At 71.6% G+C, this 25,562-nt stretch carries 23 protein-coding genes; 11 read left to right on the top strand and 12 right to left on the bottom strand.

Annotation, left to right across the window (positions count from 1 at the left end; all coding sequences use genetic code 11):
- The gene (locus AXK60_RS13440) at window positions 1-1,695 is read left to right on the top strand and encodes a redoxin domain-containing protein (protein WP_068571646.1); all 1,695 of its coding nucleotides are present in this window, start codon (window positions 1-3) and stop codon (window positions 1,693-1,695) included.
- Here AXK60_RS13440 and AXK60_RS13435 read toward each other — a convergent pair.
- Window positions 1,674-2,144, bottom strand: a complete 471-nt coding sequence (locus tag AXK60_RS13435) for an NUDIX hydrolase (RefSeq protein ID WP_068571645.1) — start codon at window positions 2,142-2,144, stop codon at window positions 1,674-1,676. The two genes, AXK60_RS13440 and AXK60_RS13435, sit on opposite strands and share 22 nt — an antisense overlap.
- 144 nt (window positions 2,145-2,288) lie before the next feature.
- On the opposite strand from AXK60_RS13435, the gene AXK60_RS13430 reads away from it, so the two are divergent.
- The 5 genes from AXK60_RS13430 to AXK60_RS13410 all read left to right on the top strand — a co-directional run bounded on the left by AXK60_RS13430 (window position 2,289) and on the right by AXK60_RS13410 (window position 9,197).
- The gene (locus AXK60_RS13430) at window positions 2,289-3,665 is read left to right on the top strand and encodes a CitMHS family transporter (protein WP_068571644.1); all 1,377 of its coding nucleotides are present in this window, start codon (window positions 2,289-2,291) and stop codon (window positions 3,663-3,665) included.
- Window positions 3,666-3,693: 28 nt separating this feature from the next.
- On the top strand, window positions 3,694-5,328 hold the full coding sequence (locus AXK60_RS13425; protein ID WP_175400018.1) for a sensor histidine kinase: 1,635 nt from the start codon (window positions 3,694-3,696) through the stop codon (window positions 5,326-5,328).
- The gene (locus AXK60_RS13420) at window positions 5,318-5,977 is read left to right on the top strand and encodes a response regulator (protein ID WP_068571643.1); all 660 of its coding nucleotides are present in this window, start codon (window positions 5,318-5,320) and stop codon (window positions 5,975-5,977) included. The genes AXK60_RS13425 and AXK60_RS13420 overlap by 11 nt, the downstream gene beginning before the upstream one ends.
- Before the next feature lie 59 nt (window positions 5,978-6,036).
- Window positions 6,037-7,221 carry an alpha/beta hydrolase family protein gene (locus tag AXK60_RS13415; protein WP_082778021.1) on the top strand — a complete coding sequence of 395 codons (1,185 nt, stop codon included), beginning with the start codon at window positions 6,037-6,039 and terminating at the stop codon, window positions 7,219-7,221.
- Window positions 7,222-7,307: 86 nt separating this feature from the next.
- The gene (locus AXK60_RS13410) at window positions 7,308-9,197 is read left to right on the top strand and encodes a S9 family peptidase (RefSeq protein ID WP_068571642.1); all 1,890 of its coding nucleotides are present in this window, start codon (window positions 7,308-7,310) and stop codon (window positions 9,195-9,197) included.
- A gap of 3 nt (window positions 9,198-9,200) precedes the next feature.
- Here the strand turns inward: AXK60_RS13410 and paaK are convergent, their stop codons facing one another.
- The 9 genes from paaK to AXK60_RS13365 form a co-directional block, all read right to left on the bottom strand.
- Window positions 9,201-10,490, bottom strand: coding sequence for a phenylacetate--CoA ligase PaaK (gene paaK / locus AXK60_RS13405; protein WP_068571641.1), 1,290 nt, complete (start codon window positions 10,488-10,490; stop codon window positions 9,201-9,203).
- A gap of 50 nt (window positions 10,491-10,540) precedes the next feature.
- Complete coding sequence (gene paaE, locus AXK60_RS13400; protein WP_082778031.1) at window positions 10,541-11,632, bottom strand: 1,2-phenylacetyl-CoA epoxidase subunit PaaE; 1,092 nt, start codon at window positions 11,630-11,632, stop codon at window positions 10,541-10,543.
- Entirely contained in the window at window positions 11,629-12,138 is a 510-nt protein-coding gene (gene paaD, locus AXK60_RS13395) for a 1,2-phenylacetyl-CoA epoxidase subunit PaaD (RefSeq protein ID WP_414929985.1), read from the bottom strand. The genes paaE and paaD overlap by 4 nt, the downstream gene beginning before the upstream one ends.
- A 2-nt stretch (window positions 12,139-12,140) precedes the next feature.
- Complete coding sequence (paaC, locus tag AXK60_RS13390; protein WP_068571639.1) at window positions 12,141-13,058, bottom strand: 1,2-phenylacetyl-CoA epoxidase subunit PaaC; 918 nt, start codon at window positions 13,056-13,058, stop codon at window positions 12,141-12,143.
- A 114-nt stretch (window positions 13,059-13,172) separates the two neighbouring features.
- Window positions 13,173-13,469: a 1,2-phenylacetyl-CoA epoxidase subunit PaaB gene (gene paaB / locus AXK60_RS13385; RefSeq protein ID WP_068571638.1), complete on the bottom strand. Its 297-nt coding sequence runs from the start codon at window positions 13,467-13,469 to the stop codon at window positions 13,173-13,175.
- Between the two features lie 2 nt (window positions 13,470-13,471).
- Window positions 13,472-14,431: a 1,2-phenylacetyl-CoA epoxidase subunit PaaA gene (paaA, locus tag AXK60_RS13380; RefSeq protein ID WP_068571637.1), complete on the bottom strand. Its 960-nt coding sequence runs from the start codon at window positions 14,429-14,431 to the stop codon at window positions 13,472-13,474.
- Between the two features lie 24 nt (window positions 14,432-14,455).
- On the bottom strand, window positions 14,456-15,238 hold the full coding sequence (locus tag AXK60_RS13375) for an enoyl-CoA hydratase-related protein (protein WP_068571636.1): 783 nt from the start codon (window positions 15,236-15,238) through the stop codon (window positions 14,456-14,458).
- A gap of 32 nt (window positions 15,239-15,270) precedes the next feature.
- Window positions 15,271-16,122 carry a 3-hydroxyacyl-CoA dehydrogenase family protein gene (locus AXK60_RS13370; RefSeq protein ID WP_068571635.1) on the bottom strand — a complete coding sequence of 284 codons (852 nt, stop codon included), beginning with the start codon at window positions 16,120-16,122 and terminating at the stop codon, window positions 15,271-15,273.
- Complete coding sequence (locus tag AXK60_RS13365) at window positions 16,119-16,877, bottom strand: enoyl-CoA hydratase/isomerase family protein (RefSeq protein ID WP_425315220.1); 759 nt, start codon at window positions 16,875-16,877, stop codon at window positions 16,119-16,121. The genes AXK60_RS13370 and AXK60_RS13365 overlap by 4 nt, the downstream gene beginning before the upstream one ends.
- Window positions 16,878-16,977: 100 nt before the next feature.
- Between AXK60_RS13365 and AXK60_RS13360 the strand changes: the two genes are divergently transcribed.
- The 3 genes from AXK60_RS13360 to paaI all read left to right on the top strand — a co-directional run bounded on the left by AXK60_RS13360 (window position 16,978) and on the right by paaI (window position 20,144).
- On the top strand, window positions 16,978-17,589 hold the full coding sequence (locus AXK60_RS13360) for a TetR/AcrR family transcriptional regulator (RefSeq protein ID WP_068571634.1): 612 nt from the start codon (window positions 16,978-16,980) through the stop codon (window positions 17,587-17,589).
- An 87-nt stretch (window positions 17,590-17,676) separates the two neighbouring features.
- Complete coding sequence (gene paaZ, locus AXK60_RS13355; RefSeq protein ID WP_068571633.1) at window positions 17,677-19,731, top strand: phenylacetic acid degradation bifunctional protein PaaZ; 2,055 nt, start codon at window positions 17,677-17,679, stop codon at window positions 19,729-19,731.
- Entirely contained in the window at window positions 19,728-20,144 is a 417-nt protein-coding gene (gene paaI, locus AXK60_RS13350) for a hydroxyphenylacetyl-CoA thioesterase PaaI (protein ID WP_068571632.1), read from the top strand. The genes paaZ and paaI overlap by 4 nt, the downstream gene beginning before the upstream one ends.
- A gap of 3 nt (window positions 20,145-20,147) precedes the next feature.
- Here paaI and AXK60_RS13345 read toward each other — a convergent pair whose 3' ends face one another.
- Window positions 20,148-21,173 (bottom strand): AraC-like ligand-binding domain-containing protein, encoded by a 1,026-nt coding sequence (locus tag AXK60_RS13345; RefSeq protein ID WP_068571631.1) that lies wholly within the window; start codon window positions 21,171-21,173, stop codon window positions 20,148-20,150.
- Window positions 21,174-21,352: 179 nt separating this feature from the next.
- Here AXK60_RS13345 and AXK60_RS13340 point away from each other — a divergent pair, with 179 nt between their 5' ends.
- Window positions 21,353-22,870, top strand: coding sequence for a GMC family oxidoreductase (locus tag AXK60_RS13340; protein WP_068571630.1), 1,518 nt, complete (start codon window positions 21,353-21,355; stop codon window positions 22,868-22,870).
- Window positions 22,871-22,919: 49 nt separating this feature from the next.
- Window positions 22,920-24,341, top strand: coding sequence for an aldehyde dehydrogenase family protein (locus AXK60_RS13335; protein WP_068571629.1), 1,422 nt, complete (start codon window positions 22,920-22,922; stop codon window positions 24,339-24,341).
- Between the two features lie 52 nt (window positions 24,342-24,393).
- Here AXK60_RS13335 and AXK60_RS13330 read toward each other — a convergent pair whose 3' ends face one another.
- Complete coding sequence (locus tag AXK60_RS13330; RefSeq protein WP_244881106.1) at window positions 24,394-25,485, bottom strand: Fic family protein; 1,092 nt, start codon at window positions 25,483-25,485, stop codon at window positions 24,394-24,396.
- Between the last annotated feature and the right edge of the window lie 77 nt (window positions 25,486-25,562).

Genomic DNA, 25,562 nt, shown 5'->3' with positions numbered 1-25,562 from the left:
GTGACCGACCTCGCGCTGCCGCTGGTCGGACTGGTCGGCGGCGTCCTCGCGGGAGTCTCGCCCTGCGTGCTCCCCGTGCTCCCGGTCGTCCTGCTCGGTAGCGCCGGGACCGGGCCCGACGGTGCCCCCACCTCCCGGGCCCGCCCGGTCGCGATCGTGGCCGGCCTGGTCCTGAGCTTCTCGCTGTTCACGCTGTTCGGCACCGTCGTCCTCTCGCTCCTGCGCCTGCCCACCGGACTGATCCGCTGGGTGGGCATCGGTGCCCTGCTCCTGCTCGGCGCTGCCATGCTGGTCCCGCCGATGGAGCGCCTGCTCGAGCGGCCCTTCGCCCGACTTCCGCAGCGCGTCCCGGGATTGCGGGGCGACGGTGCCGCGGGCGGCTTCGCGCTGGGCGTCGCGCTCGGCGCGGTGTACGTGCCGTGCGCCGGCCCGGTCCTCGCGGCGATCGCCCTGGCCGGCGCGACGGACACCATCGGCCCGCGCACACTGGTGCTCACCGCGGCGTTCGCCGTGGGCACTGCGATCCCGCTGCTGGCCATCGCGCTCACCGGGCACCGCCTCGCGGACCGGGTCCGGGCGCTGCAGCGGCGCCAGCGATTGATCCGCGCCGTCGGTGGAGTACTGGTGATCGCGCTCGCCGTCGCGCTGGCGCTGAACGTCACCGACCTGATCCAGCGCCGGGTGCCCGACTACACACAGGCCGTCGGCGATCGGCTCGGGGCCGCGGCGATCGCGCCCCGGGTCTCCGGCACGGGGTCCCTGCAGCAGTGCCAGCAGGCGGCGTTCACCGGAACGGCGCAGCTCGCCGACTGCGGGCGGGCACCGGAGTTCGCGGGCATCGACCCCTGGATCGGCGGCGCGCCCCGCACGATGGACGGGCTGCGCGGCAAGGTCGTGCTCGTCGACTTCTGGGCCTATTCCTGCATCAACTGCCAGCGCGAACTGCCGCACGCCGAGGCCTGGTGGAAGAACTACCGCGACCTCGGCTTCGAGGTGATCGGCGTGCACACGCCCGAGTACGCCTTCGAGCACGACGTCGGCAACGTGACGGCGGGCGCGCGCAAGCTGGGCTTGACCTTCCCGATCGCCGTCGACAACCGGTCCGCGACCTGGGCGGCTTACCGCAACGTGGCCTGGCCCGCCGGCTACCTCGTCGACGCGACCGGCGCGATCCGGCTGGTCACCCTCGGTGAGGGGCACTACGACCGGACCGAGGCGGCGATCCGGTCCCTGCTGCTCGCGGCGCACCCCGGCGCGGTCCTGCCGCCCGCGACCGACGTCCCGGACGCGACCCCGCGTAACGCCGACCGCACGCCCGAGCTCTACCTCGGCGCCGGGAAGCAGCAGGGCTACGGCGGGACCGGCGACTATGAGGTCGGCACCCGGGTGTTCGGCCGCCCGGAGACGGTGCAGCCCAACACCTTCGCGCTCGCCGGGACGTGGACCGTCGGCGCGGAGGACATCCGCGCGGGGAGCGGGGCGAGCCTCACCCTGGCGTACACCGCGCAGCGCGTGTACCTCGACGTCGGCGGCACGGGCACGCTCACCGTCAGCCAGGACGGGGCCACCCGCACGATCGCCGTCGACGGTCCGCCGGACATCCGCACCGTCGTCGACCGGCCGGCCTCGGGGACGGGCACGGTCACCGTCGACCTGAGCCCCGGCCTGACGGCCTACTCGTTCACGTTCGGCTGACCGTCGCCGCGTGCCGGACGATCGAGGGCGTCCGCGGCCACGTCGACGATGTCCGCGCGAGGCGTGAGTGACCGGAGTTCCGGTCGCGGCACCCACCGCGCGAACTCGGTCGTCCCGCCGACCTCGGTGGTGCCGAGAACGCCCGATTCGACGGTGACGGCGAAGAGGAACCGCTGCGAGCGCACCGGGGCCCGGTCGGCGGTGGCGGGGAAGGTCGTGTGGTGCTCGCCGAGTATCGGGCCGGGCGTCACGTGATACCCGGTCTCCTCGAAGAACTCCCGGATCACCGCGTCGGAACAGTTCTCGTCGAACTCGACGCCGCCGCCCGGCATCGTCCAGCAGGCCGGTGCGCCGGTGCTTCCGTTGAACCAGGTCACGAGGACCTCGTCGGCAGTGTTCACCGCGAGTCCGTAGGCGGCGAGGCGGACGTGGAACTCCGTGAAGTGCACGGGACCCAGGGTAGGTCGGGGTGCTCGGGAGTCGCCGCGCGAAACGCGCAGAAGTGCGACTAACACGCACAAGAGCGCGCTGTGAAGCCCATCACGTCCATGCTCCTCGTGTTATCCCGATCACTCACTCACGAGGAGAATCCCATGTTGACAGTCCTGGGACTGACCATGGTCGCGGCGTTCATGGTCGTCATCATGACCCGCCGCGCGACGCCCATCGTCGCGCTGATCGCCGTCCCGGTGGTCTTCGGCCTGCTCGCCGGCGCGGGCACCGGCATCGGCAAGATGATCACCGACGGCATCAAGGACCTCGCACCCACCGCGGCGATGCTGTTCTTCGCGATCATCTTCTTCGGGGTGATGATCGACGTCGGCCTGTTCGACCCGGTCATCCGCGCGGTCGTCCGCGTCGTCGGCGAGGACCCGGCCAAGCTCGTGCTCGGCACGGGTGTCCTGGCCGCGGTCGTCTCGCTCGACGGTGACGGCTCCACGACCTTCATCGTCACCACGACCGCGCTGCTCCCGCTGTACCTCAAGCTCGGCGTCAGCCCCGTCGTGCTCACGGTGGTGGCGGGACTGGCGAACGGCACGATGAACATCCTGCCCTGGGGCGGCCCCACCGCCCGCGCCGCCGCCGCGCTGAAGATCTCGCCGTCCGAGGTGTTCGTGCCGATGATCCCGTCGCTCATCGCCGGTATGGTCGTGGTCCTCGCCTTCGCCTGGCACCTCGGGCTCATGGAGCGCAAGCGGATCGGCAGCATCGTGATCCGCGATCGCGTCCTCTCCGGTGTGGGCTCCGGGGGTGGGGGCGGCACCATCGGTGGCGATGCGGGGACCGGTGGGACCGACGAGGATTCGTCGGGCACCAAGGACGGTGCGCTGACCGCGGCCCTCGGCGTGCACGGCAACCCGAAGCTCCTGTGGTTCAACGCCGCGATCACCATCGCGCTGCTCGCGGTTCTCACGCTGGACCTGCTGCCGATCCCGGTGCTGTTCATGATCGCCGCCGCGATCGCGCTGGCCGTGAACTTCCCCAAGGTGGCGGAGCAGCAGGAGGCCATCACGCGGCACTCGAAGTCGATCGTTTCGGTGGTCGGAATGGTCTTCGCCGCAGCGGTTCTGACGGGCGTCTTCAAGGGCACCGGCATGGTCGAGTCGGTGGCCGCCTGGGTCACGGGCATCATCCCCGCGTCGATGGGGCCGCACCTGGCCGTCATCACCGGCATCCTCTCGATCCCGTTCACCTTCCTGATGTCCAACGACGCCTTCTACTTCGGCATCCTGCCGGTGCTCTCGGAGACGGCGGGCCACTACGGGATCAGCGCCGCCGAGATGGCTCGCGCCTCGATCACGGGACAGCCCTTCCACATGCAGAGCCCCCTGGTCCCGGCCATCCTGCTCCTCGTCGCGCTGGCGGGTGTCGGCCTGGCCGATCACCACAAGAAGGTGCTGTGGCGCGCCGTCGTCGTGTCGATCGTCATGCTCGTGGTCGGCGTCCTCCTCGGTCAGATCCCCTTCTGAGCGCGGATCGGATGACTAGGCTGAGGCGATGCCCAGGATCCGGCTGCGGACGCAGATCCTCCTGCTCCAGGTGGTGATCATCATCGTCAGCCTGGCAGCCGGATTCGGCATCGTGGTGCACCGCGTGGACGCCGACACCCGCACCGAGTACGGGCACCGGGCGGAGGCGATCGCGGAGACGGTCGCCTCCGACACCGATGTCCGTGCCGGCGCCGCAGCCCAGTCCGCGGCGCGGCGCGCGGGCCGTCCGGCCACGCAGGAGGAGCTCGCCGCCGCTCCGCTGCAACGCCAGGCGGTCGCGATCACCCAGCGCACGGGGGTGCTGTTCGTGGTCATCGCCGACGACGCCGGCTACCGGATCGCCCACCCCGACCCGTCCCAGTTGGGCGCGCCGCTGAGCACCGATCCGTCGACGGCGCTCGGCGGCGATGTCGAGCTCACCCAGCAACGCGGAACCCTCGGCGACTCCGTCCGTGCCAAGGCTCCGGTCCTCGGTCCCGACGGGACGGTGGTGGGCCTGGTCAGCGTGGGTATCTCCACCGAGACGGTGGCCGAGGCCGCGCGGCGCACGCTGCTCCTGCTGGCGGGCCTCGCGGCCCTCGCGCTCGCCGTCGGGATCGTCGGTTCCGGTCTGTTGGCCCGACGGTGGCGCCGCCTGACGCTGGGGCTCGAGCCGGAGGAGATGGCCGAGCTGATCCGGGAGCAGAACGCCGTCCTGCACTCGGGCTCGGAGGGCGTCATCGCCATCGACGCGAAGGGGATCGTCCGGGTGATCAACGACCGTGCCCGCGAGCTGCTCGGCGTGACCGCGGAGGCGGGCACGCCGCTGGCGGATCTGGGCCTGACGGAACGGGTCTCGGGGGTCGTGGCGACGCCCACCGAGACACCGGTCGCCGCCGCCGTGAACGAGCGGGTCGTCCTCGTCGCCTCGCGCCGCGTGCACCGTGGCGAGACGGACCTCGGCACGGTGCTCACCGCCGTCGACCGCACCGATGTCGAGGCGCTCACCCGCGAGCTCGACTCGGTGCAGGCGATGAGCTCGGCGCTGCGCGCGCAGCGGCACGAGTCGGCCAACCGGGTGCACGTCGTCGCGGGCCTGCTCCGCGACGGCCGCACCGACGAGGCCATCGCCTACCTCGACGAGATCGCCGGCCGCGCGGGCGTCCTGCCCGTCTCCGGGCTGGACAGTCTCGATGAGCCGCACCTGAAGGCCTTCGTGTCGGCGAAGGCGGCGCGCGCCCGCGAGCGGGGCGTCGTGCTGCGCGTCGGTGCCGACACCGCGCTGGTCGGCGTCCTCACGCACCCCGTGGACACCACCACCCTGGTGGGCAACCTCCTCGACAACGCCATCGACGCCGCCGCCGACGGGGACGAGCCCCGGGAGGTCGAGATCGACGTCCTGCGCGACGGAGACGATCTCGCGATCATCGTCACCGACAGCGGTCCGGGGTTCACGGTCGAAGATCCCTTCGTCGAGGGCGTCAGCACCCGCACCGATCCGACGGTGCCCGGCGGCCGCGGCCTCGGCCTCGTCATCGCGCGGCAGGTGGCCCGCGGGCACGGGGGAGAGGTCACCGTCGTCGAGCGCGGCGGCCCCGGCGCGGACGAGCCGACCACCGTCATGGCCACGCTGCCGCAGGGGGTGCTCGACGATGCCACGTGACATCCGGATCCTGGTGGTGGACGACGACTTCCGGGTGGCCGCACTGCACGCCAAGATCGTGGACACCATGGTCGGGCTCGCCACGGTGGGCTCCGCGCGGACGCTGTCGGAGGCGCGCGCGATCCTGGAGCGCGAGCGGATCGACCTGGCGCTCGTCGACGTCTACCTCCCCGACGGCTCGGGCATCGACCTGGTGCGCGAGATGCGGTGCGACGCCTTCATCCTCGGTGCCGCCGACGATGCGGCCAGCGTGCGTGCGGGCTTCGCGGCGGGCGCACTGCAGTACCTCATCAAGCCCTTCCCGGCGACGGAGCTCGCGCGACGGCTCGGCGCGTACACGGCCTACCGGCGGATCCTCGACGGTGCCGAGGTCACCCAGGACCAGGTCGACGCAGCCGCCTCGGTGTTGCGCAGCGACCGCCCGGCGCCGCGCCGCGACGACGGCGGCTCGGTCACCGAGCGGCGCATCGTCGAGGCGTTGCGGGCGGCGTCGGGGCCACTGCTGGCCGACGACATCGCAGGACAGGTGGGGATCTCACCCGCGACCGCGCGCCGCTACCTCGCCGATCTGGTGCGGGACGGCACGCTGACGATGGCGCTGCAGTACGGCGCCACCGGCCGACCGCGGCAGCGATACGCAGTGAGCTGATCCCGGTTCCGTGCGCGGTCGCCCGGTGCGGCGCGCGAGCCGGGGATAGAGTCCGTGGCATGAGGATCACGCGGTTCGCGCTCGCCGGAATCACTGCTCTGCTGGGAACCGGACTCGTCGCGGCGCCCGCCGTCGCCGCACCGGACTGGTCCGGCCTCGACGCCGCGAAGTACGCCGGCCCCGTGCCGGCGAAGGGCGGCGTGCAGATCCGGTCGGTCCCGCTCGACCCGGCGCTGTCCCTGCCCGGAGCCGGGACCGCCAAGCGGGTGCTCTATTCGACGACGGATCAGCACGACAAGCCGGCGACGAGCACGGGTGCCGTCTTCCTGCCGAAGGGGACCGCCCCGGCGGGCGGCTGGCCCGTGATCGCGTGGGCCCACGGCACCGTCGGCCTGGGCGATACCTGCGCGCCCTCGGCGAACCCCCGATCGGCCCGGGACCGGCAGTACCTCGGGCACTGGCTGTCGCAGGGCTACGCGATCGTCGCCTCCGACTACGCGGGGCTCGGCACACCCGGGCTGATGAGCTACCTCAACAGTGTGTCGACCGCGCACAACGTCGTCGATTCCGTGGTCGCCGCGCACACGGACCGGTCGCTGAACCTGTCGAAGAAGTGGGCCATCGTCGGGCAGTCGCAGGGCGGGGGCGCAGCCGTCAACAGCGCGCGGTGGGCGAGCGAGTTCAGCGCCGGCAGCGGGCTGGACTACCGCGGCGTCGTCGCCACAGGGACCCCGTTCCGGATCGAGGACGTCGTCAAGAACGTCGGACCCACCACGAGCCTGCCCGGCGGGCTCAGCTCCGCGGCCACCGCCTACACCGCCTACATTCTCGCGGGCGTCCGCGAGGCGAATCCCGGCGTGGACTTCGACTCGGTGCTCACCCCGCGTGGCAAGCAGGCCGCCGAGAAGGCCGAGGTGCAGTGCTACGAACAGCTCAGCACGACCCTGAAGGGACAGAAGCCGACGGACTTCGTCAGTGCCAAGGTCAGTACCGTTCCCGGCGCCGGCGAGGCACTCGACCGCTACATGGGAACACCTACGTCGGGATACGACCGACCGGTGTTCCTGGGGGTCGGGCTCAAGGACACGGACGTCCCCGTCCAGTCCTCGATCGCCCTGGCGGCGGCGCTGAAGAAGAGCGGTACCGCGGTCGAATTGCACCAGTACCCGGACGCCGATCACAGCGGCGCGGTCCTCGAGTCCATGAAGGACTCGACCCCGTTCCTGGCGCGTATCCTCTCCTGAACCGCGGCGCGCGTCGCGGCGCCGCTTGACCATGCCGCGACGGCATGGTTTCCACTGGAGGCACACCACCGACAGAAGGAGACGCCGTGCCGTTGCCGAGCATCATCACCGTCGAGGAGTTCTTCGACTCGCCCGTCCGAGCGGGAGCGAAGATCTCGCCCGACGGGTCCCGGATCGCCTTCCTGGCACCGTCGAACGGGCGGCTGAACGTGTGGGTCGAGGGCCTCGACGACGCCGTGCCCGCCCGTGCCGTCACCGCGGACGCCACCCGCAGCGTCCAGATGTTCTCCTGGACCACCGATCCGCGCTGGCTGATCTACCTGCAGGACAACGGCGGCGACGAGCGGTGGCACGTCTTCCGCGCCGACCTCGACGACCCGGACGCGCCCGCCGTCGACCTCACGCCCTTCGACGGCGCGACCGCGTTTCTCATGCACCTGCCGATCGCGCGGCCCGGGATCGCGATCGTCTCCATGAACCCGCGCAGGGTCGACGAGTTCGACGTCTTCGAGCTCGACATCGCCACCGGCGGGCTCACGGAGATCGAGCGCAACCCCGGCAACGTGGCCGGCTGGGTGTACGGCGCCGACGGCACGCTGTTCGCGTCCACGCAGGACGCCACCGGCGCGATCGCGATCTGCCGCTGGGATTCCGCGGCTCGCGCGCTGCTCCCGATCGCCGCGTTCGACGGCATCGACTACCCGCTGGGCGTCTTCCCGATCGTCCCGTCGCCCGACGGAGGCCTGTGGCTGGGCTCGAACCGGGGCACCGACCGCACGCGGGTCGTGCACCTCGACGGGGCCACCGGCGAGGAGACCGAGGTCGACGCGCACGACGTCCTCGACCTCGACACCACCGGCCTCGTCGCCCCGACGATGCCGCAGCCGCTCATCGTCGACCCGCGCACCGGCGCGTTGCTCGGTGTCCGGTACCTCGGTGAGCGCCAAGAGATCCGGGCTCTGGACGCGCGGTTCGGGGAGGTGCTCGACGCCCTGCGCGCCTTGTCCGACGGTGACCTCGGCGCGCTCTCGTCCGACCTGGACGGGAACCGCTGGGTGGTGTCCTTCGTCCACGACCGCGACCCCGGCGTCACCTACCTCTACGACCATCGCACGGGCGAGTCGCGGCTGCTCTTCCGTCCCTTTCCGAACCTGGACCCGGCGCAGCTCGCTCCGATGGCGCCGGTCGCGATCACCGCGCGCGACGGGCGGGAACTGCCCTCGTATCTCACCCTGCCGGTGGGCGTGCCGGCCGAGGGTCTGCCGCTGGTGCTGCTCGTGCACGGTGGGCCGTGGTTCCGCGACACCTGGGGCTATCACGGCGAGGTCCAGCTGCTCGCGAACCGCGGGTACGCGGTGCTGCAGGTGAACTTCCGCGGTTCCACCGGTTACGGCAAGGCCCACATGCAGGCCGGCATCGGCGAGCTGGCCGGCGCCATGCACGACGACCTCATCGACGCTGTGGACTGGGCCGTGGCGGAGGGCATCGCGGACCCGCGGGGGCTGGGGATCTTCGGCGGCTCCTACGGCGGGTACGCGGCGCTGGTCGGCGTCACCTTCACCCCGGAGAAGTTCGCCGCGGCGATCGACTACGTGGGCATCTCGAGCCTGCCGAACTTCATGGCGACGCTGCCGGAGATCGCGCGGCCCTACCTGGCCAACAACTGGATCCGATACGTCGGCGACCCGTCGGACCCGGATCAGTTGGCCGACATGCTCGCCCGGTCACCGATCACCCGCGTCGAGAAGATCCGCACTCCGCTGCTCGTGGTGCAGGGCGCCAACGACCCGCGCGTGGTGCAGGCCGAGTCCGACAACCTCGTGGAGGCCCTGCGGGCCCGCGGTGTGGAGGTCGAGTACATGATCAAGGCCGACGAGGGGCACGGCTTCGTCAACCCGGAGAACACGATCGACATGTTCCGTGCCACCGAGCGGTTCCTCGCCGAGCACCTCGGCGGGCGCGCCGAGCAGGTCTGAGCGTCAGTCCTTCGGGCGGTTGTCGACCAGCCGGCGGGCCTTGCCGACGGTGCGCTCGATGCCGCCCGGAGGGAGCACGTCGACGTCGACCGAGATGCCGATCTTGTCCTTGATGATCTTGGTCAGGGTGCTGCCGGCGGTCTCGTCGACGGGGCGGTCGTGCCGGTTCTCGACCTTGACCGTGAGCCGGTCCATGCGCTCGGGACGGTCCAGCACGCACTGGAACTGGGGCGCGAGGCCGTCGATGCCGAGGATCAGCTCCTCGATCTGGGTGGGGAAGACGTTGACGCCGCGCAGGATCATCATGTCGTCGGTGCGGCCGGTGACCTTCTCCATCCGCCGCATGGTGCGGGCGGTCCCGGGGAGCAGGCGGGTGAGGTCGCGCGTGCGGTACCGGATGATCGGGGTGGCCTGCTTGGTGAGCGAGGTGAACACCAGCTCGCCGTGCTCGCCGTCCGGGAGCACCTCGCCCGTCATCGGATCGATGACCTCGGGGTAGAAGTGGTCCTCCCAGATGTGCAGGCCGTCCTTGGTCTCCACGCACTCCATCGCGACGCCGGGACCGATCACCTCGGAGAGGCCGTAGATGTCGACGGCGTCGATGCCGACCTCCTCCTCGAGCTCGGTGCGCATCCGGTCGGTCCACGGCTCGGCGCCGAAGATCCCCGTGCGCAGGGAGGTCGCGCGGGGATCGACGCCCATGGCCAGCATGGTGTCGACGATCGTGAGCATGTAGCTCGGCGTGACCATGATCGCGTCGGGCTCGAAGTCCTGGATCAGCTGGATCTGCTTCTCCGTCTGCCCGCCCGACATGGGGATCACCGTGGCGCCCAGCCGCTCCGCGCCGTAGTGCGCGCCGAGGCCCCCGGTGAACAGGCCGTAGCCGTAGGAGACGTGCACCCGGTCGCCCGCGCGGACGCCGGCCGCGCGCAGCGACCGCGCGACCACGTCGGCCCACATGCTGATGTCGTCGGCGGTGTAGCCCACGACGGTGGGGCGGCCGGTGGTGCCGGAGGAGGCGTGGATCCGCGAGACCCGCTCGCGCGGTACGGCGAACATGCCGAACGGGTAGTTCTCCCGCAGGTCGGCCTTCGTCGTGAACGGGAACTTCGCGAGGTCCGAGAGCTCGTGGAGGTCGCTCGGGTGCACGCCCGCCTCGTCGAAGGCCCGGCGGTAGTGGGGGACGTTCTCGTAGGCGTGGGCGAGCGTGGACCGCATGCGCTCGAGCTGCAGCGCGGAGATCCGGTCGCGGGTGGCGAACTCGATGTCGTCGTCTGCGACGGTCGATGTCATGACGGGCTCCTTGGGGCTGGATCGGCTGGGAGGGCGTGGGGGACCGGGCGTCAGGCGTCGAAGTCGACGGTGACGGTGTCGCTGGTGGGGTAGGTCTGGCAGGTCAGGACGAAGCCGGCGGCCACCTCGTCGTCCTCGAGGGCGTAGTTGCGGCGCATGTCGACGGTGCCGCACAGCACCTTCGCGCGACACGTGCCGCACACGCCGCCCTTGCAGGCGAAGGGCAGATCCGGGCGGAAGTTCTCGGCACCGTCGAGCAGTGTGTCGTCCTGGGAGATCGTGCCGGTCGCGCTCCGCCCGTCGAGCACGACGGTGACCGCGCTGCTCGGGCCGGTGACGCCCGGCTCGCGGTGCTTCTCCTGCGGCGGTGGGGTGCCGTCGTCGACGTAGAACAGCTCGCGGTGGATCGCGGTGCGCGCCACGCCGAGTTCGGCGAGCACATCCTCCGAGTCGGTGACCATGCCGTGCGGGCCGCAGAGCCAGAAGTGGTCGACGTCTCCGGTGGGGACGACGGTGCGCAGCAGCTCGCGCAGGCGCTCGGCGTCGACGCGGCCCGTGAACAGCTCGACATCGCGCGGCTCGCGGGAGAGGACGTGGATCACGTCGAGCCGGTCGTGGTAGCGGTCCTTGAGGTCGGCGATCTCGTCGGCGAACATCACCGACCGCGTGCGACGGTTGCCGTAGATGAGGATCACGCGCGCAGCGGGATTGGCGAGGACCGTACCCGCGATGGACAGCATCGGCGTGATGCCGGAGCCCGCCGCGATGAGGACGTGCACGCCGCCCTCGTCGGGGTCGGCGGCGAAGCTGCCGGTGGGGCCCTGCACCTCGATGGTGTCGCCGGCGCGGACCCGCCGCACCAGCCAGGACGAGAACAGCCCGTCGGTGACCTCACGGACGCCGACCCGGGGCCGCTCGCCGACGGGCGCACAGATCGAGTACGACCGGCGGTGCTCGACGCCGTCGATCATCCGGCGCAACGTGAGCGATTGTCCGGCGGCGAAGGCGAACTCGTCGGCCAGGTCGTCCGGCACGTCGAAGGTGACTGCCACCGCGTCGTCGCACAGCGACTCGACGTCGGCGACGGTGAGCGCGTGGAACGCGCGACCCCGGGTGGGGATGGGGGCGACGGCGGTCATCAGATCTCCTTGACGTGGTCGAAGGGCTCGCGGCAGTCCAGGCAGCGGTAGAGCGCCTTGCACGGCGTCGCGCTGAACTCGGAGTCGAGGCGGGTGGCGTCGGATCCGCAGGCGGGGCAGGCGATCCGACGGGGCATCGCCTGCAGGGTCAGGGGGACGGGGCCGTCGGCGCGGCGCGGCGCGGGGCCGGGCGTCGAGTATCCGGCGGCACGGAGCTTCGCGCGGCCCGCCTCGGTGATCCAGTCGGTGGTCCACGCGGGGGACAGCGCGGTGTCGATGACGACCTCCCCGTAGCCGGCGGCGTGCAGCGCGTGCTCGATGTCGGCGCGGATGGTTCCCATCGCGGGGCAGCCGGAGTAGGTGGGTGTGATGGTCACGCGCACGGCACCGTCGGGAGCCTGGGCGACCTCGCGGACGATGCCCAGGTCCGCCAGGGTGACCTGCGGCATCTCGGGGTCGAGTACATCGCCCACCACGGCGAGCGGCGTGCGGAACTCGGTGGCCTGCACGGTCACCACGTCCCGTCGGGATGGGCGCGGGCGACGGACTGCATCTCGGCGAGGATGCGGCTGAGCTCCTCGGTGTGCAGACCCTGTCGGCCGGCGCGGCCGCCCACCCGGGCGACGCCCGGGGCGTCGGGGATCGGTAGCCCGGCGGCGCCGAAGGTCAACTCCATGACGGCGTCGAACTCGCCGCGCAGCTCGCGCGGGTCCACACCGATCCCGGACGCGGCGAGGGCCAGCTCCTCGGTGGACGGCTCGAACAGCTCGGGGACGTAGGGCCAGACGCGGGCGATGGCCGCCTCGGTGCGGCGGCGGGACTCGTCGGTGCCCTGCGCGAGGGTGACCACCCACCGCGCGGCGTAGTCGCGGTGGTAGGTGATCTCCTTGACGCCCTTGGCCGCCACGGCGGCTAGGACGGGGTCGCGGGAGCCGCGGAGCCGGTCGAACAGGGCCAGACGGGCCGTCGCGAAGACCAGCAGGCGCACCGTCGAGACCGCGAAGTCGCCGTTGTCGAGCTCGACGAGCCGGACGTTGCGGAACGCGGAGTCGTCACGGAAGAAGGCGAGCGCGTCCTCGGCGGGCACCGGCGAGGCGTCCGAGATGACCGGCACCACCGCGGGATCGGCGGCCGCGGCGCGGGCCAGGAGGAGCCGTGCCTGGCCGAGCAGGTCGAGGCCGACGTTGGCGAGCGCGACCTCCTCCTCCAACTCGGGTGCACGGGTGCTCCATTCGGCGAGCCGCTGGGCGGAGATCAGCGCGTCGTCGCCGAGCATGAGGCAGTACACCGCGAGGGTGTGGGGGTCGACGTCGTCGGGCACCGTCGTATCGACCCCGGCGAGGGGCTCGTCGAAGCTGGTGCCGAACGCCCACTGGCCGTGGGAGTCCGAGTCGACGAGGCCCTCGTAGGCGTTGTCGTGATCGATCATGGCTGTGAATCCTGTTCGCGGGCTGGGCGAGATGGGCTGCGGTGACCGGAGGTCACATGTGGGGGACGTTGTCTGTATGTCGTCGAACGGCCGGTGCTCCGGACCGGCAGCCCGTCACATGTGCGGAACCGAGTCCGGGATCTCGTAAAAAGTCGGGTGGCGGTAGACCTTGTCGCCGCTCGGGGCGAAGAACGGGTCCTTCTCGGACGGGCTGGAGGCCACCACGTCGCTCGAGCGGACCACCCAGATGCTCACGCCCTCGTTGCGGCGGGTGTACACGTCGCGGGCGTTGCGCAACGCCATCTCGGCGTCGGCGGCGTGCAGGGAGCCGACGTGCACGTGGTTGAGTCCGCGTTTGCCGCGCAGGAACACCTCGTACAGCGGCCAGTCGATGCGGGTCTGCTCGGTCATGTCTACTCCTGCTCCGATGGGGTGGTATCCGGTGCGGCGGTGCGGGCGGCGAAGGCCGCAGCGGCCTCCCGCACCCAGGCGCCGTTCTCGTGGGCGGCGCGACGGTTCGCGATCCGCTCGACGCTGGTGGCGCCGTTGCCCTTGACGACCTGCATGAACTCGTCCCAGTCCGGCTCGCCGAAGTCGTAGGCGCCGCGCTCGGCGTTCCATGCCAGGTCCGGGTCCGGGAAGGTGACGCCGAGGATCTCGGCCTGCGGCACCGACATGTCGACGAAACGTTGCCGCAGTTCGTCGTTCGTGTGTCGCTTGATCCGCCAGGCCATCGACTGCGCCGAGTTGGGGGACCGGTCGTCGGGCGGGCCGAACATCATCAGCGCGGGCCACCACCAGCGGTTCACCGACTCCTGCACCATGTCCCGCTGCGCGTGCGTGCCGGTCATCATGGTCATGAGCAGCTCGAAGCCCTGCCGCTGATGGAAGGACTCCTCCTTGCACACCCGGATCATCGCGCGGCCGTACGGCCCGTAGGAGCTGCGGCACAGCGGCACCTGGTTGCAGATGGCGGCGCCGTCAACCAGCCAGCCGATGACGCCCACGTCCGCGTAGGAGAGGGTCGGGTAGTTGAAGATCGACGAGTACTTCTGGCGGCCCTCGATGAGGTTCTCGGTGAGCTCGGCGCGATCCACGCCGAGGGTCTCGGTCGCGGAGTACAGGTAGAGTCCGTGGCCGGCCTCGTCCTGCACCTTCGCCATGAGGATCGCCTTGCGGCGCAGCGACGGTGCGCGGGTGAGCCAGTTGCCCTCGGGCTGCATGCCGATGATCTCGGAGTGCGCATGCTGGGCGATCTGCCGGATCAGGGTCTTGCGGTACCCGTCCGGCATCCAGTCCCGCGGCTCGATGCGCTGGTCGGACTGGACGATCCGCTCGAACTCTGTCTCCAGCTCGGTGGTGGTGTCTGTCATGGCTGTGCCTTCCGTGCGGCTGGGTCAGCGACCGGTGAAGTCGGGGCGGCGCTTGGCGAGGAAGGCCTCGACCGCGCCGCGGTGGTCGGCGGTGGCGGCGAGCGGCCCGGCGGCCACGCGCTCGCGCTCGAGGGCGTCTTCGAGGGAGGGGAGAGACGCGGCGACGAGTTCCTTGACGGCGGCGAACGCGGCGGTCGGGCCGCCCGCCAGCCTGCGGGCGATCGCCTCCGCAGTGGCGGCGTGCTCGTCGTCCGAGGCGACCTGCGCGATGAGGCCCCAATCCTGCGCCTGCGCCGCGGAGATTTTGGTGCCCAGCAGGATGAACGCGCGGGTGCGGACGGCGCCGATCGCGTCGACCAGAGTGCGCGTGAGGCCGGAGTCGGATGCGAGCCCGATCGCCGTGAAGGCGGTGGCGAAGCTCGCGCTCTCGGCGGCCACGACCACGTCGGCGGCGAGCGCGAGGCCCAGGCCCGCTCCGACGCACGCGCCCTGCACGGCTGCGACGACGGGGACCTCGAGCGCGGCGATGCCGGAGATCAGGGGGTTGTAGTGCTCGGCGACGGTGTCCATGGCCCGGTCGGGCGTGGTGCTCAGCGCGTCGGCGTGCTCGCCGAGGTCCTGCCCGACGCAGAAGTTGCGCCCCTCGGCGCGGATCAGCACCGCTCGCACCGAGTCGTCGGCGGCGATCGCCCGGACACCGTCGAGCAGTGCGGTCTTGAGCGACAGGTCGAGTGCGTTGGCGGCTTGCGGGCGGTTCAGCGTGAGCACGGCGAGGCCGTCGGTCACGGTGAGGGTGGCGGATTCCATGCCTACTCCTTCGGGTGTCGGTGTTCGGTGGGTCAGGACCAGGTGTGGAAGCCGCGGCCGGTCTTGCGGCCGAGATCGCCGCGGGCGACCATGTCGCGCAGCAACTGCGGCGGCGCGAACCGCTCGCCCAGAGTGGCGGCGAGGTGCTCCGCGATCGCGAGCCGGACGTCCAGGCCGACCAGGTCGGTGGAGCGCAGCGGGCCCATCGGGTGGCGGTAACCCAGCTCCATGGCCCGGTCGATGGACTCCGCGTCGGCGACGCCCTCTTCGAGCATGCGGATCGCCTCGAGGCCCAGGCACACGCCGAGCCGGCTGGTGGCGAAGCCGGGGGAGTCGTTGACGAGCACCTCCTGCTTGCCGAGGAGCCGCACCCATTCGCGGACCCGCTCGACGACGGCGCCGTCGGTGGCGTCGGTGCGGATGATCTCGACCAGGGTCGACGCGGGTACCGGGTTGAAGAAGTGCATGCCCACCAGGCGCGTCGGGTCGTCGAGCGCGGCCGCGAGCGAGGCGATCGACAGGGAGCTGGTGTTGCTGGCGATGACGCACGCCGGGCCCACCGCGGACTCGACGCGGTGCAGCACGCCGAGCTTGAGGTCGATGATCTCGGGGACGGCCTCTACCACGAGGTCGGCATCGCCGGGCAGGTCCTCGATCCCGGCGACGACGGTGACCCGCGCGGCCACGTCCTCCGGCGTCCGACCGCCCAGCTTGTCGCGCTCGGCCGCGCGCTGCAGGCCGGTGGTGACCCGGCCCAGCGCGGCGTCCCGGTCGCCGCTCTCGGCGATCGTTACACGGGCGCCCAGCGCGGCGAAGACCTGCGCGATGCCCGCGCCCATCCGGCCCCCACCGACGACGCCGACCTTCGACGGTGCTGTGGTCATCTGCGGTTCCTCTTCTCCAAGAATGCGGTCATGCGGTCTCGTTTGTCCGCCGTTTCGAACAGGACGGCCTGGGCGATGTCCTCGATCCGCGCGGTCCCGTCCACGACGGCCTTGGTCAGGCGCAGGGCCAGCGGCGCGGAGGCGACGATGCGGTCGAGCGTGCGGTGGGCGGCGGCCAGGTGCTCGCCCGCCGGGACGACGTCCATGACGAGCCCGTACCGGAGGGCGGCCTCCGCGTCGAGTGTGCGGCCGGCGAGCAATACCTGTTTGGCGACCGACTGCCCGACCAGGGACGGGAGGCGATACGTGGCGCCTGCGGCCGCGAGGATGCCGAGCCCGGGCTCGGGGTTGCCGAACACCGCGGTCTCGGTGGCGATCCGGATGTCGCAGGCGTAGGCCAGCTCGGCGCCGCCGCCGAGCACGTAACCGCTGATCGCGGCGACGGTGGGCAGCGGGAGCGCGGCGAACCGGTCGAACAGGTTGCGGTTGATGCCCGCGAAGGCCTCGTCGCGGCCGCGTTCGCGGAGCTCGCCGATGTCCGCGCCGCCGGCGAAGTGCTCCCCGGTGCCGGTCAGCAGCACGGGCGCCGGGTCCGCCTCGACGAGGCCGCAGACGGTGTGCAACTCGGCGATCATCGCGGCGTTGATGGCGTTGCGCGCCGCGGGGCGGTCGAGCGTCACGACGTACCGGTCGACGGTGCGTTCGACGGTGACGGTCTGCAGGCCGGTGACGACCTGCGGAAGGGTCTCGCTCATGCAACTCCCTCGGGGCTGGGCTGTGCCGAAATAATAACCGATCATTCGGTCGGTAACAAGGTCTTGCTGTGATCCGGGAGCGGGGTGCGAGAATCTGTTCATGAGCGCAACGCCTGTTCGACGACGCACCGGCTCGCCCGGGCGTCCCGGTTACGACCTGGACTCGCTGCTGGCGGTCGCCGTCCGCGTGTTCAACGAGCGCGGCTACGACGCGACCAGCATGGACGTGCTGGCGAAGAACCTCGGCCTGACGAAGTCGTCGATCTATCACCACGTGGCGGGAAAGGAGGAGCTGCTCGAGCTCGCCCTGAACCGCGCCCTCAGCGGCCTGTTCGCGGTCACCACCGAGGCCGGCGCCACGACGGGACGCTCCGTCGACCGCCTCGAACACGTGCTGCGCCGCAGCGTGGACGTGCTGGTCGCGGAACTGCCCTATGTCACGCTGCTCCTCCGCGTGCGCGGCAACTCCGAGGTCGAGCGCCGGGCGCTCACACGCCGTCGTGAGTTCGACGCCGTCGTCGCGGAGCTGGTGGCCGGCGCCGTCGCCGAGGGTGACGTGCGCGCGGACGCCGATCCGTCGGTGACCAGCCGCCTGCTGTTCGGCATGGTCAATTCGCTCGTCGAGTGGTACCGGCCCAAGCCGGATCACCCGGTCGGGGAGGTGGCCGACGCGCTCGTCGCGATCGCCTTCGACGGGCTGCGTCGGAGCTGAGCAGCGCGACGTCGGGTCTTGACACGGACGGGTGTCCCGGGCCACCCTGATTACCGACCGAACATACGGTAATAGGGAGCGTGCTTGATGGATAGCAGGATGGTGGAGAGCTACGCGCTGGGCCGGTGGCACCGGGCTACCGACGAGGGGCGGGCGGTGCTCAGCCCCGTCGACGGTGCCGAGGTCGCGCGGGTCTCGTCGACGGGGCTGGACGTCTCCGCGATGGCCGCGTACGCCCGGGAGGCGGGCGGGCCCGCGCTCGCCGCGCTCACCTTCCACGAGCGCGCCGCGGCCCTGAAAGCGCTGGGTCTCACGCTGATGGCGGGAAAGGCCGAGTTCTACGCCGAGTCCGCGCGCACCGGCGCCACGGAGCGCGACTCCGGCGTCGACATCGACGGCGGCTTCGGGACCCTGCTCAGCTACGCGAGCAAGGCCAAGCGCGAACTGCCCAACGACACCGTGTACCTGGACGGCCCCGTCGAGCAGCTCGGCAAGAAGGGCACCTTCCTGGCCAGGCACGTGTTCACTGCGCGCCGCGGCGTCGCGGTCCAGATCAACGCCTACAACTTCCCCGTCTGGGGCTTCCTCGAGAAGCTCGCGCCCGCCTTCCTCGCCGGCGTGCCGAGCATCGTCAAGCCCACCACCCAGACCTCCTATCTCACCGAGCTGGTGTTCCGCCGGATCATCGAATCCGGGCTCCTGCCCGAGGGATCCGTGCAGCTGCTGTGCGGCGACCCGGCCCCGCTGCTCGACAGTCTCGGCGGGCAGGACTCCGTCGCCTTCACCGGATCCGCGCACACTGCGGCCAAGCTCCGTGCGCACCCCGTGCTCGTCGAGCGCAGCGTGCACTTCACCGCCGAGGCGGACTCGCTCAACGCTTCCGTCCTCGGCGCCGATGTCACCACCGACGCCCCCGAATTCGACTTGTACATCAAGCAGCTCACCACCGAGATGACGGTCAAGGCCGGGCAGAAGTGCACCGCGATCCGCCGCGCGCTCGTGCCCGAGGCGATGGTGGGCGCCGTCGTCGAGGCGGCCCGCGCCCGGCTCGAGCGCGTCGTCGTCGGCGCGCCCGGCGCCGAGGGCGTCACGATGGGCCCCGTCGTCTCCCTGTCCCAGCGCACCGACGTGCTCGCCGCCGTCGACAAGCTCCGCGGCGCGGCGGAGCTGGTCTCGGGCGACCCGGACGATTTCACCGTGGTCGGCGGCGACGCCGCGACCGGCGCCTACCTGCCGCCGATGTTGCTGCGCAGCACCGATCCCGAGGCCCCCGACGTTCACGAGATCGAGGCCTTCGGCCCCGTCGCCACCGTCATCGGCTACCGCGACACCGCGCACGCGATCGAGCTGGTCGCCCGCGGCGGCGGCAGCCTCGTCGCCTCGCTCGTCACCGCGGACCCGCAACTGGCCCGCGAGGTGCTCCTGGGCATCGCGCCCTTCCACGGGCGGCTCCTGGTGCTCAACGCCGAGGACGCCCGCGAGTCGACGGGCCACGGCTCGCCCCTGCCCGTCCTCGTGCACGGCGGCCCCGGCCGCGCCGGTGGCGGTGAGGAACTCGGCGGCATCCGCGGCGTCCTGCACCACATGCAGCGCACCGCGATCCAGGGCACCCCGGCCGTGCTCGCCGCGACCACCGGGCAATGGGTCGCCGGGGCGCCCCGGACGGAGGGTGACGAGCACCCGTTCCGCAAGTCCCTGGCGGAGCTGAAGATCGGCGACACGATCGTCGGCGGGCCGCGCACCGTCAGCCTGGCGGACATCGGCCACTTCGCCGAGTTCACCGGGGACACCTTCTACGCCCACACCGATCCCGAGGCGGCCGCCGCGAATCCGCTGTTCGGCGGCATCGTGGCGCACGGCTACCTCGTGGTCTCCCTGGCGGCCGGCCTGTTCGTCGACCCCGCGCCGGGCCCCGTGCTGGCCAACTTCGGCGTCGACTCCCTGCGCTTCCTGACCCCCGTGCGCGCGGACGACGCGCTCACGGTGACCCTCACCGCGAAGCAGATCACCCCGCGCAGCGGCGCCGACTACGGCGAGGTCCGCTGGGACGCGGTGGTCACCAACCAGGACGACTCGCCCGTCGCCACCTACGACGTGCTGACCCTGGTCGCCAAGACCCGGGACGGCGGCGAGCCGGCATGAGTGCGGCGGTGAGCGGCGACTGCGAGCCCGCCCAGTCGATGTTCTTGGCCGACAGCGCCTCCCGCGCCCTCGGCATCGAGATCGCCGACCTGCGGCCCGGGGCCGCGACCACGACGGTGACGGTGGGGGAGACGATGGTCAACGGCCACGGGATCACCCACGGCGGCTACGTCTTCCTGCTCGCCGACACCACCTTCGCCCTCGCCTGCAACTCCCGCGGCGACGCGGCCGTCGCCGCGCGGGCGGATATCCGGTTCCTGCGCGCGACGCGACTCGGCGACGTGCTCACCGCCACGGCGGTCGAGCGAGAGCGGTTCGGCCGCAACGGTCTCTACGACGTGACGGTGCGCCGCGGGGACGACGTGATCGCCGAGTTCCGCGGCGACAGCCGGGTCATTCCCGGCGGCGCCTGAGGCTCAGCCCGTGGCGGTGCCGAGGTGCCGGGTGCGGTACTCGCCGGGGCTCGTGCCCGTCGCCGCCTTGAACGTCCGAGCGAAGCCGGAGGCGTCGGGGAATCCCCATCGCGCGCCGATCGCGGCGACCGGCCGCACGGCCTGCGCCGGGTCGGCGAGCGCCGCGCTCACCTCATCGATCCGGCGCCGGCGGATCCACGCGCTCGGCGTCGACCCGCGGTCCGCGAACAGCTGCTGCAGGTAGCGTACCGACACGTGCTGGGCGGCGGCCACCTCCTCCACGCTCAGCCCCGGCAGGCCGAGGTGCGCGTCGATGTAGGCGGTGGCGCCGGCGAACACGACATCGGCGGTGGGGACCGCTTCCGCCGGCTCGAGCCGGCGCATCAACGTCGCATCCACCAGCTCCAGGACCGCGTGCACCGCCCGCGGGTCGGGGTCCACGCCGCCCGTGCGCAGTTGCCGGCCGAGGCCGGTGAGCAGCGACGATGCGAGCGCGCCGAGCCCGTGCCGGCCCGAGATCCGCTGCGCTGTGAGCCCCGCGACCTGCCGGGGCGTGAGCCCCAGCCGATCCCGCGGGATCAACAACACGAACATGCTGAACTCGTCGGCGAAGTCGAGTGAGTACGCCCGCGTCGTGTCGTAGATGGCCAGGTCACCCGGCGTGAGGGCCGCCTCGCGACCGTCCTGGGTGAGCACGCTGTACCCGTGCAGCTGGACCCCGAGCTTGTACACCCCGGGATCCGCATCCGCGATGGCGGCGCGGTCGCGCCACACGGTGACCGGTCCGCCCGCGACCTCCGTGGCCGCCGCCGCACCGAGGTCCTGGCTGCGTACCAGCCCGCGGAAGCCAGCGGCACCGTCGTACCCGGAACCGCGCGGCCCGGGCAGTGCGGGGGACGAAGGACCGTCGCCGTACGGGGCGGCGCGGAGCGGCACGAACGCCGCGTTCACCGCCTCCTGCCAGGCGTCGAACCGGTCCGGCGCCGCGAGGGACGCGGCGTCGAAGACCTCGACCGCACCTGTGCCCATCGCGCGCCTCCTTCGTACCCCTCCATGTCACCACAGATCGGGGCGCGAACGTGACCTGCATCACGTTTCCGCGCCTGGGGCACACCGGCCTGCGGGTCAGGCCAATGTCCCGCGACCGTGGCGACGCCAGGCTGGATTCCAGCGGCCGAGCGGGTCGGACGGAACAGCGAGGAGCGGGAATGTCCCCACGGGAAAGCGATTACGTCATCATCGGCGCCGGGTCCGCCGGCAGCGCCCTGGCCCGGCGGCTCGTCGACGCCGGTCACAGCGTGCACGTCATCGAGGCGGGCGCCGCGGACACCGATCCGAACATCCACAGCCCCCAGGGCTGGCCCGCCCTGTTGACCGGCCCCAACGACTGGGCGGTGATGACCACCGAGCAGCGGCACGCCGCCGGCCGGGAGCTGTTCTGGCCGCGGGGGAAGGTGCTCGGTGGTTCGAGCTCGCTGAACGGCATGATCTACATCCGCGGCCACAGGGACGACTACGACGCCTGGGAGGCCGCCGGAAACGAGGGCTGGGGCTGGGACACGGTGCTCGAGCTGTTCAAGCGCAGCGAGGATCACGAGGACGGCGCTTCGGCCTGGCACGGCGCGGGCGGCCCGCTGCACGTGTCCGTGCTCCGCGACCGGCACCCCGCGGCGCAGGCCTTCGTGGATGCGGCGATCGCCGTGGGCCACAAGCCCACCGACGACTTCAACGGCGACCTCATGGAGGGCGTCGGCTTCAACCACGCGACGATCAAGGACGGCCGGCGGCACAGCGCCTGGCAGGCCTTCGTCGCGCCCGTTCTCGATTCCCCGCTGCTGACGGTCACCACCGGTGCCCTCGTCACGCGGATCGTGCTCGACGGTGCCCGCGCGGACGCGGTCGAGTACGTCGTCGACGGCGAGCTGCGCACCGCCCGCGCGAGCGCCGAGATCGTCTTGTCCGCGGGTGCCATCGGATCGCCGAAGATCCTGCAACTCTCCGGTATCGGCGACCGCGCCGACCTGTCCGCCGTCGGCCTCGACACCCTCGTCGATCTCCCGGGCGTGGGCAAGAACCTGCACGACCACCTCCTGGTCGGCAACCTCTACGCCACCGCGGAGGAACTCGTCCCCGGCCGGAACAACCTGCTCGAGGCGCAGCTGTTCGCGCACTTACAGCAGACGGACGATGCCGCGCCGGACCTGCAGCCGCTGTTCCTGCACCTGCCGTACCCCACCGACGGCGGTGACGCGCCCGCCGAGGGCTACACGATCGCACCGGGGCTCGTGGCCCCGCGCTCGCGCGGCGCGCTGCGTCTCGCCTCGTCCGATCCGGCCGCCGCGCCGCTCGTCGACCCGAACATCCTCGCCGACGACTACGACGTGGAGGCGCTGGTCGACGCCGTGATCCTGTGCCGCGAGATCGGCTCCCAGGACGCCTTCGCGGACTTCCGGCCCACGGAGTACGTCCCGGCCCACGAGCCGGCCGACCGGGATGCCCTGCGCGACATGGTCCGCCGCCTCGCCGGCACCTACCATCACCAGGTCGGCACCTGCGCGATGGGCATCGGCGACGATGCCGTCGTCGACCCCGCCCTGCGCGTGCGCGGAGTGACCGGGCTGCGCGTCGCCGACGCGTCGGTCATGCCCGTCGTACCCCGCGGCAACACCAATGCGCCCGCGATCATGGTCGGCGAGAAGGCCGCAGACCTGCTGCTCGGCGCCTGAATTCCGCTCTGCCCGAACCCTCTACCTTCACTCCCGAACGGAGCACATCATGACCATCCTCGACGCCATCACCCCCGCCACCGGCGGACGCACCGTCCTCGACCCCGCGACGGGTGAGGCCGTGGGCCGCGTCGCCGAACCCGGCGTTGCCGAACTGGACTCCGCCGTCGCCGCCGCCCGCGCCGCGCAGCCCGCCTGGGCCGCGCGCGGCGACGCCGGCCGCGTCGAGGTGCTCAGCGCGGCCGCCGACGCGATCGTGGCGAACGCGGAGGAGCTCGCCGTCCTGCTGTCCCGCGAACAGGGCAAGCCGCTCAACGGGCCGAACGCCCGATTCGAGCTGGAGGCCTGCGCCACCTGGCTGCGTGCCACCCTCGCCGTGCCGCTCGAGCCGGAGGTCGCGGTGGATGACGGTGAGACCTACGCCGAGATCCACCACCGCCCGCTGGGCGTCGTCGGCGCGATCGGACCGTGGAACTGGCCGATGATGATCTCGATCTGGCAGCTGGCGCCCGCGCTGCGGATGGGGAACACGGTGGTGCTCAAGCCCAGCGAGTTCACGCCGCTGTCCGTGCTCGCGCTGGCGCACGTGCTCAACACCGTGCTCCCGGCCGACGTGCTCATCGCGGTTCCCGGCGGCCGCGAGGTCGGCGAGGCGCTCTCCACCCACCCGGGCATCGACAAGCTGATGTTCACCGGCTCCACTGTGACGGGCAAGGCGATCATCCGCGCCTCCGCCGACTCGGTGAAGCGGGTCACCGTCGAGCTCGGCGGCAACGACGCCGGGATCGTGCTCGACGACGCGGACCCCGCCGCGATCGCCGAGGGACTGTTCTGGGGCGCGTTCATCAACACCGGCCAGACCTGCGCCGCGCTCAAGCGGCTCTACGTGCCCGACGCGCTCTACGACGCCGTGTGCGAGGAACTCACCAAGGTCGCGGGGGCCATGCCGATGGGCGTCGGCCTCGACGAGCAGAACGTGCTCGGCCCGCTGCAGAACCGCAAGCAGTACGACATCGTCGCCGGCCTGGTCGACGAGGCGAAGGCGGGCGGCGGCCGCGTCCTGATCGGCGGTGATCCGGATCCGTCGGCGCCCGGCAACTTCTACCCGACGACGCTCGTCGCCGACCTGCCCAACGACAACCCGCTCGTGGCCCGCGAGCAGTTCGGGCCGGCGCTGCCGATCATCCGCTACTCGAGCCTCGACGAGGCGGTCGCATGGGCGAACGGCCTCGACGTCGGTCTCGGTGCGTCCGTGTGGACCCCGTCGCCCGAGCGGGCCCGCGACGTGGCGCTCCGCCTGGACGCGGGGACGGTGTGGATCAACGAGCACGGCGCCATCGATCCGCGCGTGCCCTTCGGCGGCGCCAAGCAGTCCGGCTACGGCGTCGAGTTCGCCCGCGCCGGCCTGCTCGAGTGCGCGCAGCCCGTCGCGATCAAGGGCGCCGCTGGATCCTTCGCCCCGTCGGCGTGACGCTCACGCCCGCTCCGGCCAGAACAATCCGGCCGGAGCGGGCCGGCCGGGGTCACACCGTCGCGCCGTCGATCGCGCACAGTTCTCGCCCTGCCGTGCTGAGCCGGAACCGCAACGGTCTCAGCGATACGACTTCGATCAGCCCTGCATCGACGAGGAACTGGGTCTTGGTCCTGACGGTGCGTTTGGAACGAGGTCCGGCGTCTGTGAGTTCGTCGAGCGTGACGGCGCCGGTGAACCCGAACAGTGCCACTTGTCCAAGCGCATAGAGGATTCCCCGGTGGTCGTCGTCGACGGGTACGCGGGCCGGCGCGATCGCGCCCACGGCATCGGTCAGCGCGTCGAGCGCCGCCCTCCGGTCGGCGAGGTCGGTCGTGACGCGGTGCAGCGACTCCGCGACGATCTCCAGCATCGTCTCGACGAACGGCGTCGCATCGGCGCGGTTCAGCGGATGTTCGGCATCGGCGAACGCCTGGTAGTACCGGTCGCGGTTGTCGAAGATGGTCGCTGACAACGCGAACCACGAGATCGGCGAGAGCCTCTCGGCGAGGTCGAGCGCCAGCAGGAAGCGACCGGTCCTGCCGTTGCCGTCGTAGAAGGGGTGAACGACCTCGAAGATCAGGTGCGCGATGGCCGCACGGATGAGGTGGGGGACCTCGTCGTCGCGGCGTTGGGCGAGCATGACGGTCAGACCTGCGTCGATAGCTGCCTCGGGCACCACACCCGTGTGGACCACCTTCTGCCCCGAGGTGATCCTGACGATGTCGGCACGGAACCGTGCCCCGTCCGGCGCATCGCCCGGGTCGACCTCACCTCGCGTGACGGCGTCGTACAGATCGCGGACGTCATCGAGGGTGCCCGGAGCGGACACGCTTCGATCGCCCAGTGCGGCGTACAAGCGGACCATCTCCCGGAAGCGGCGATCGCCCGCCGGCTCATCCGTCAGCGACTCCAGGGCGTCGGCGATCTCGCGGCGCGTCGAGTGGACGTTCTCTATCTCGTTGGTCGCCTGAATCTCCTCGATGATCATCGACGAGAAGTAGTGATTCCGGGCGATAGGAAGGAGTTCGGCCCAGGTCTCCGCCACGCGTGCGTCGAGCACCATGATCCGCTCGGTCAGCGCCGTGATTCGCGGCGTCGTCAAGCAGAACAGTGAGTGTTCGCCGATGCGGAACTCCCACGAGAGCGCAGCGGGTGAGGCCCTCCGCGATGCCTCCTCGG

It is taken from the genome of Tsukamurella pseudospumae (assembly GCF_001575195.1).
Lineage (GTDB): Bacteria > Actinomycetota > Actinomycetes > Mycobacteriales > Mycobacteriaceae > Tsukamurella > Tsukamurella pseudospumae.
Note: the sequence above shows the minus strand (reverse complement) of the source record. Positions and strands in the feature narration are given on the sequence as shown.

Excerpts from the sequence above, each read along its gene's own strand:
- AXK60_RS13375 (WP_068571636.1), bottom strand. The coding sequence starts at position 15,238 with ATGGAATCCGCCACCCTCACCGTGACCGACGGCCTCGCCGTGCTCACG.
- paaA (WP_068571637.1), bottom strand. The coding sequence starts at position 14,431 with ATGACAGACACCACCACCGAGCTGGAGACAGAGTTCGAGCGGATCGTC.
- paaC (WP_068571639.1), bottom strand. The coding sequence starts at position 13,058 with ATGATCGATCACGACAACGCCTACGAGGGCCTCGTCGACTCGGACTCC.
- AXK60_RS13415 (WP_082778021.1), top strand. The coding sequence starts at position 6,037 with ATGAGGATCACGCGGTTCGCGCTCGCCGGAATCACTGCTCTGCTGGGA.
- AXK60_RS13430 (WP_068571644.1), top strand. The coding sequence starts at position 2,289 with ATGTTGACAGTCCTGGGACTGACCATGGTCGCGGCGTTCATGGTCGTC.
- AXK60_RS13370 (WP_068571635.1), bottom strand. The coding sequence starts at position 16,122 with ATGACCACAGCACCGTCGAAGGTCGGCGTCGTCGGTGGGGGCCGGATG.
- AXK60_RS13420 (WP_068571643.1), top strand. The coding sequence starts at position 5,318 with ATGCCACGTGACATCCGGATCCTGGTGGTGGACGACGACTTCCGGGTG.
- AXK60_RS13425 (WP_175400018.1), top strand. The coding sequence starts at position 3,694 with ATGCCCAGGATCCGGCTGCGGACGCAGATCCTCCTGCTCCAGGTGGTG.
- AXK60_RS13360 (WP_068571634.1), top strand. The coding sequence starts at position 16,978 with ATGAGCGCAACGCCTGTTCGACGACGCACCGGCTCGCCCGGGCGTCCC.
- AXK60_RS13365 (WP_425315220.1), bottom strand. The coding sequence starts at position 16,877 with ATGAGCGAGACCCTTCCGCAGGTCGTCACCGGCCTGCAGACCGTCACC.
- AXK60_RS13340 (WP_068571630.1), top strand. The coding sequence starts at position 21,353 with ATGTCCCCACGGGAAAGCGATTACGTCATCATCGGCGCCGGGTCCGCC.
- paaK (WP_068571641.1), bottom strand. The coding sequence starts at position 10,490 with ATGACATCGACCGTCGCAGACGACGACATCGAGTTCGCCACCCGCGAC.
- paaZ (WP_068571633.1), top strand. The coding sequence starts at position 17,677 with ATGGATAGCAGGATGGTGGAGAGCTACGCGCTGGGCCGGTGGCACCGG.
- paaI (WP_068571632.1), top strand. The coding sequence starts at position 19,728 with ATGAGTGCGGCGGTGAGCGGCGACTGCGAGCCCGCCCAGTCGATGTTC.
- AXK60_RS13335 (WP_068571629.1), top strand. The coding sequence starts at position 22,920 with ATGACCATCCTCGACGCCATCACCCCCGCCACCGGCGGACGCACCGTC.
- AXK60_RS13345 (WP_068571631.1), bottom strand. The coding sequence starts at position 21,173 with ATGGGCACAGGTGCGGTCGAGGTCTTCGACGCCGCGTCCCTCGCGGCG.
- paaB (WP_068571638.1), bottom strand. The coding sequence starts at position 13,469 with ATGACCGAGCAGACCCGCATCGACTGGCCGCTGTACGAGGTGTTCCTG.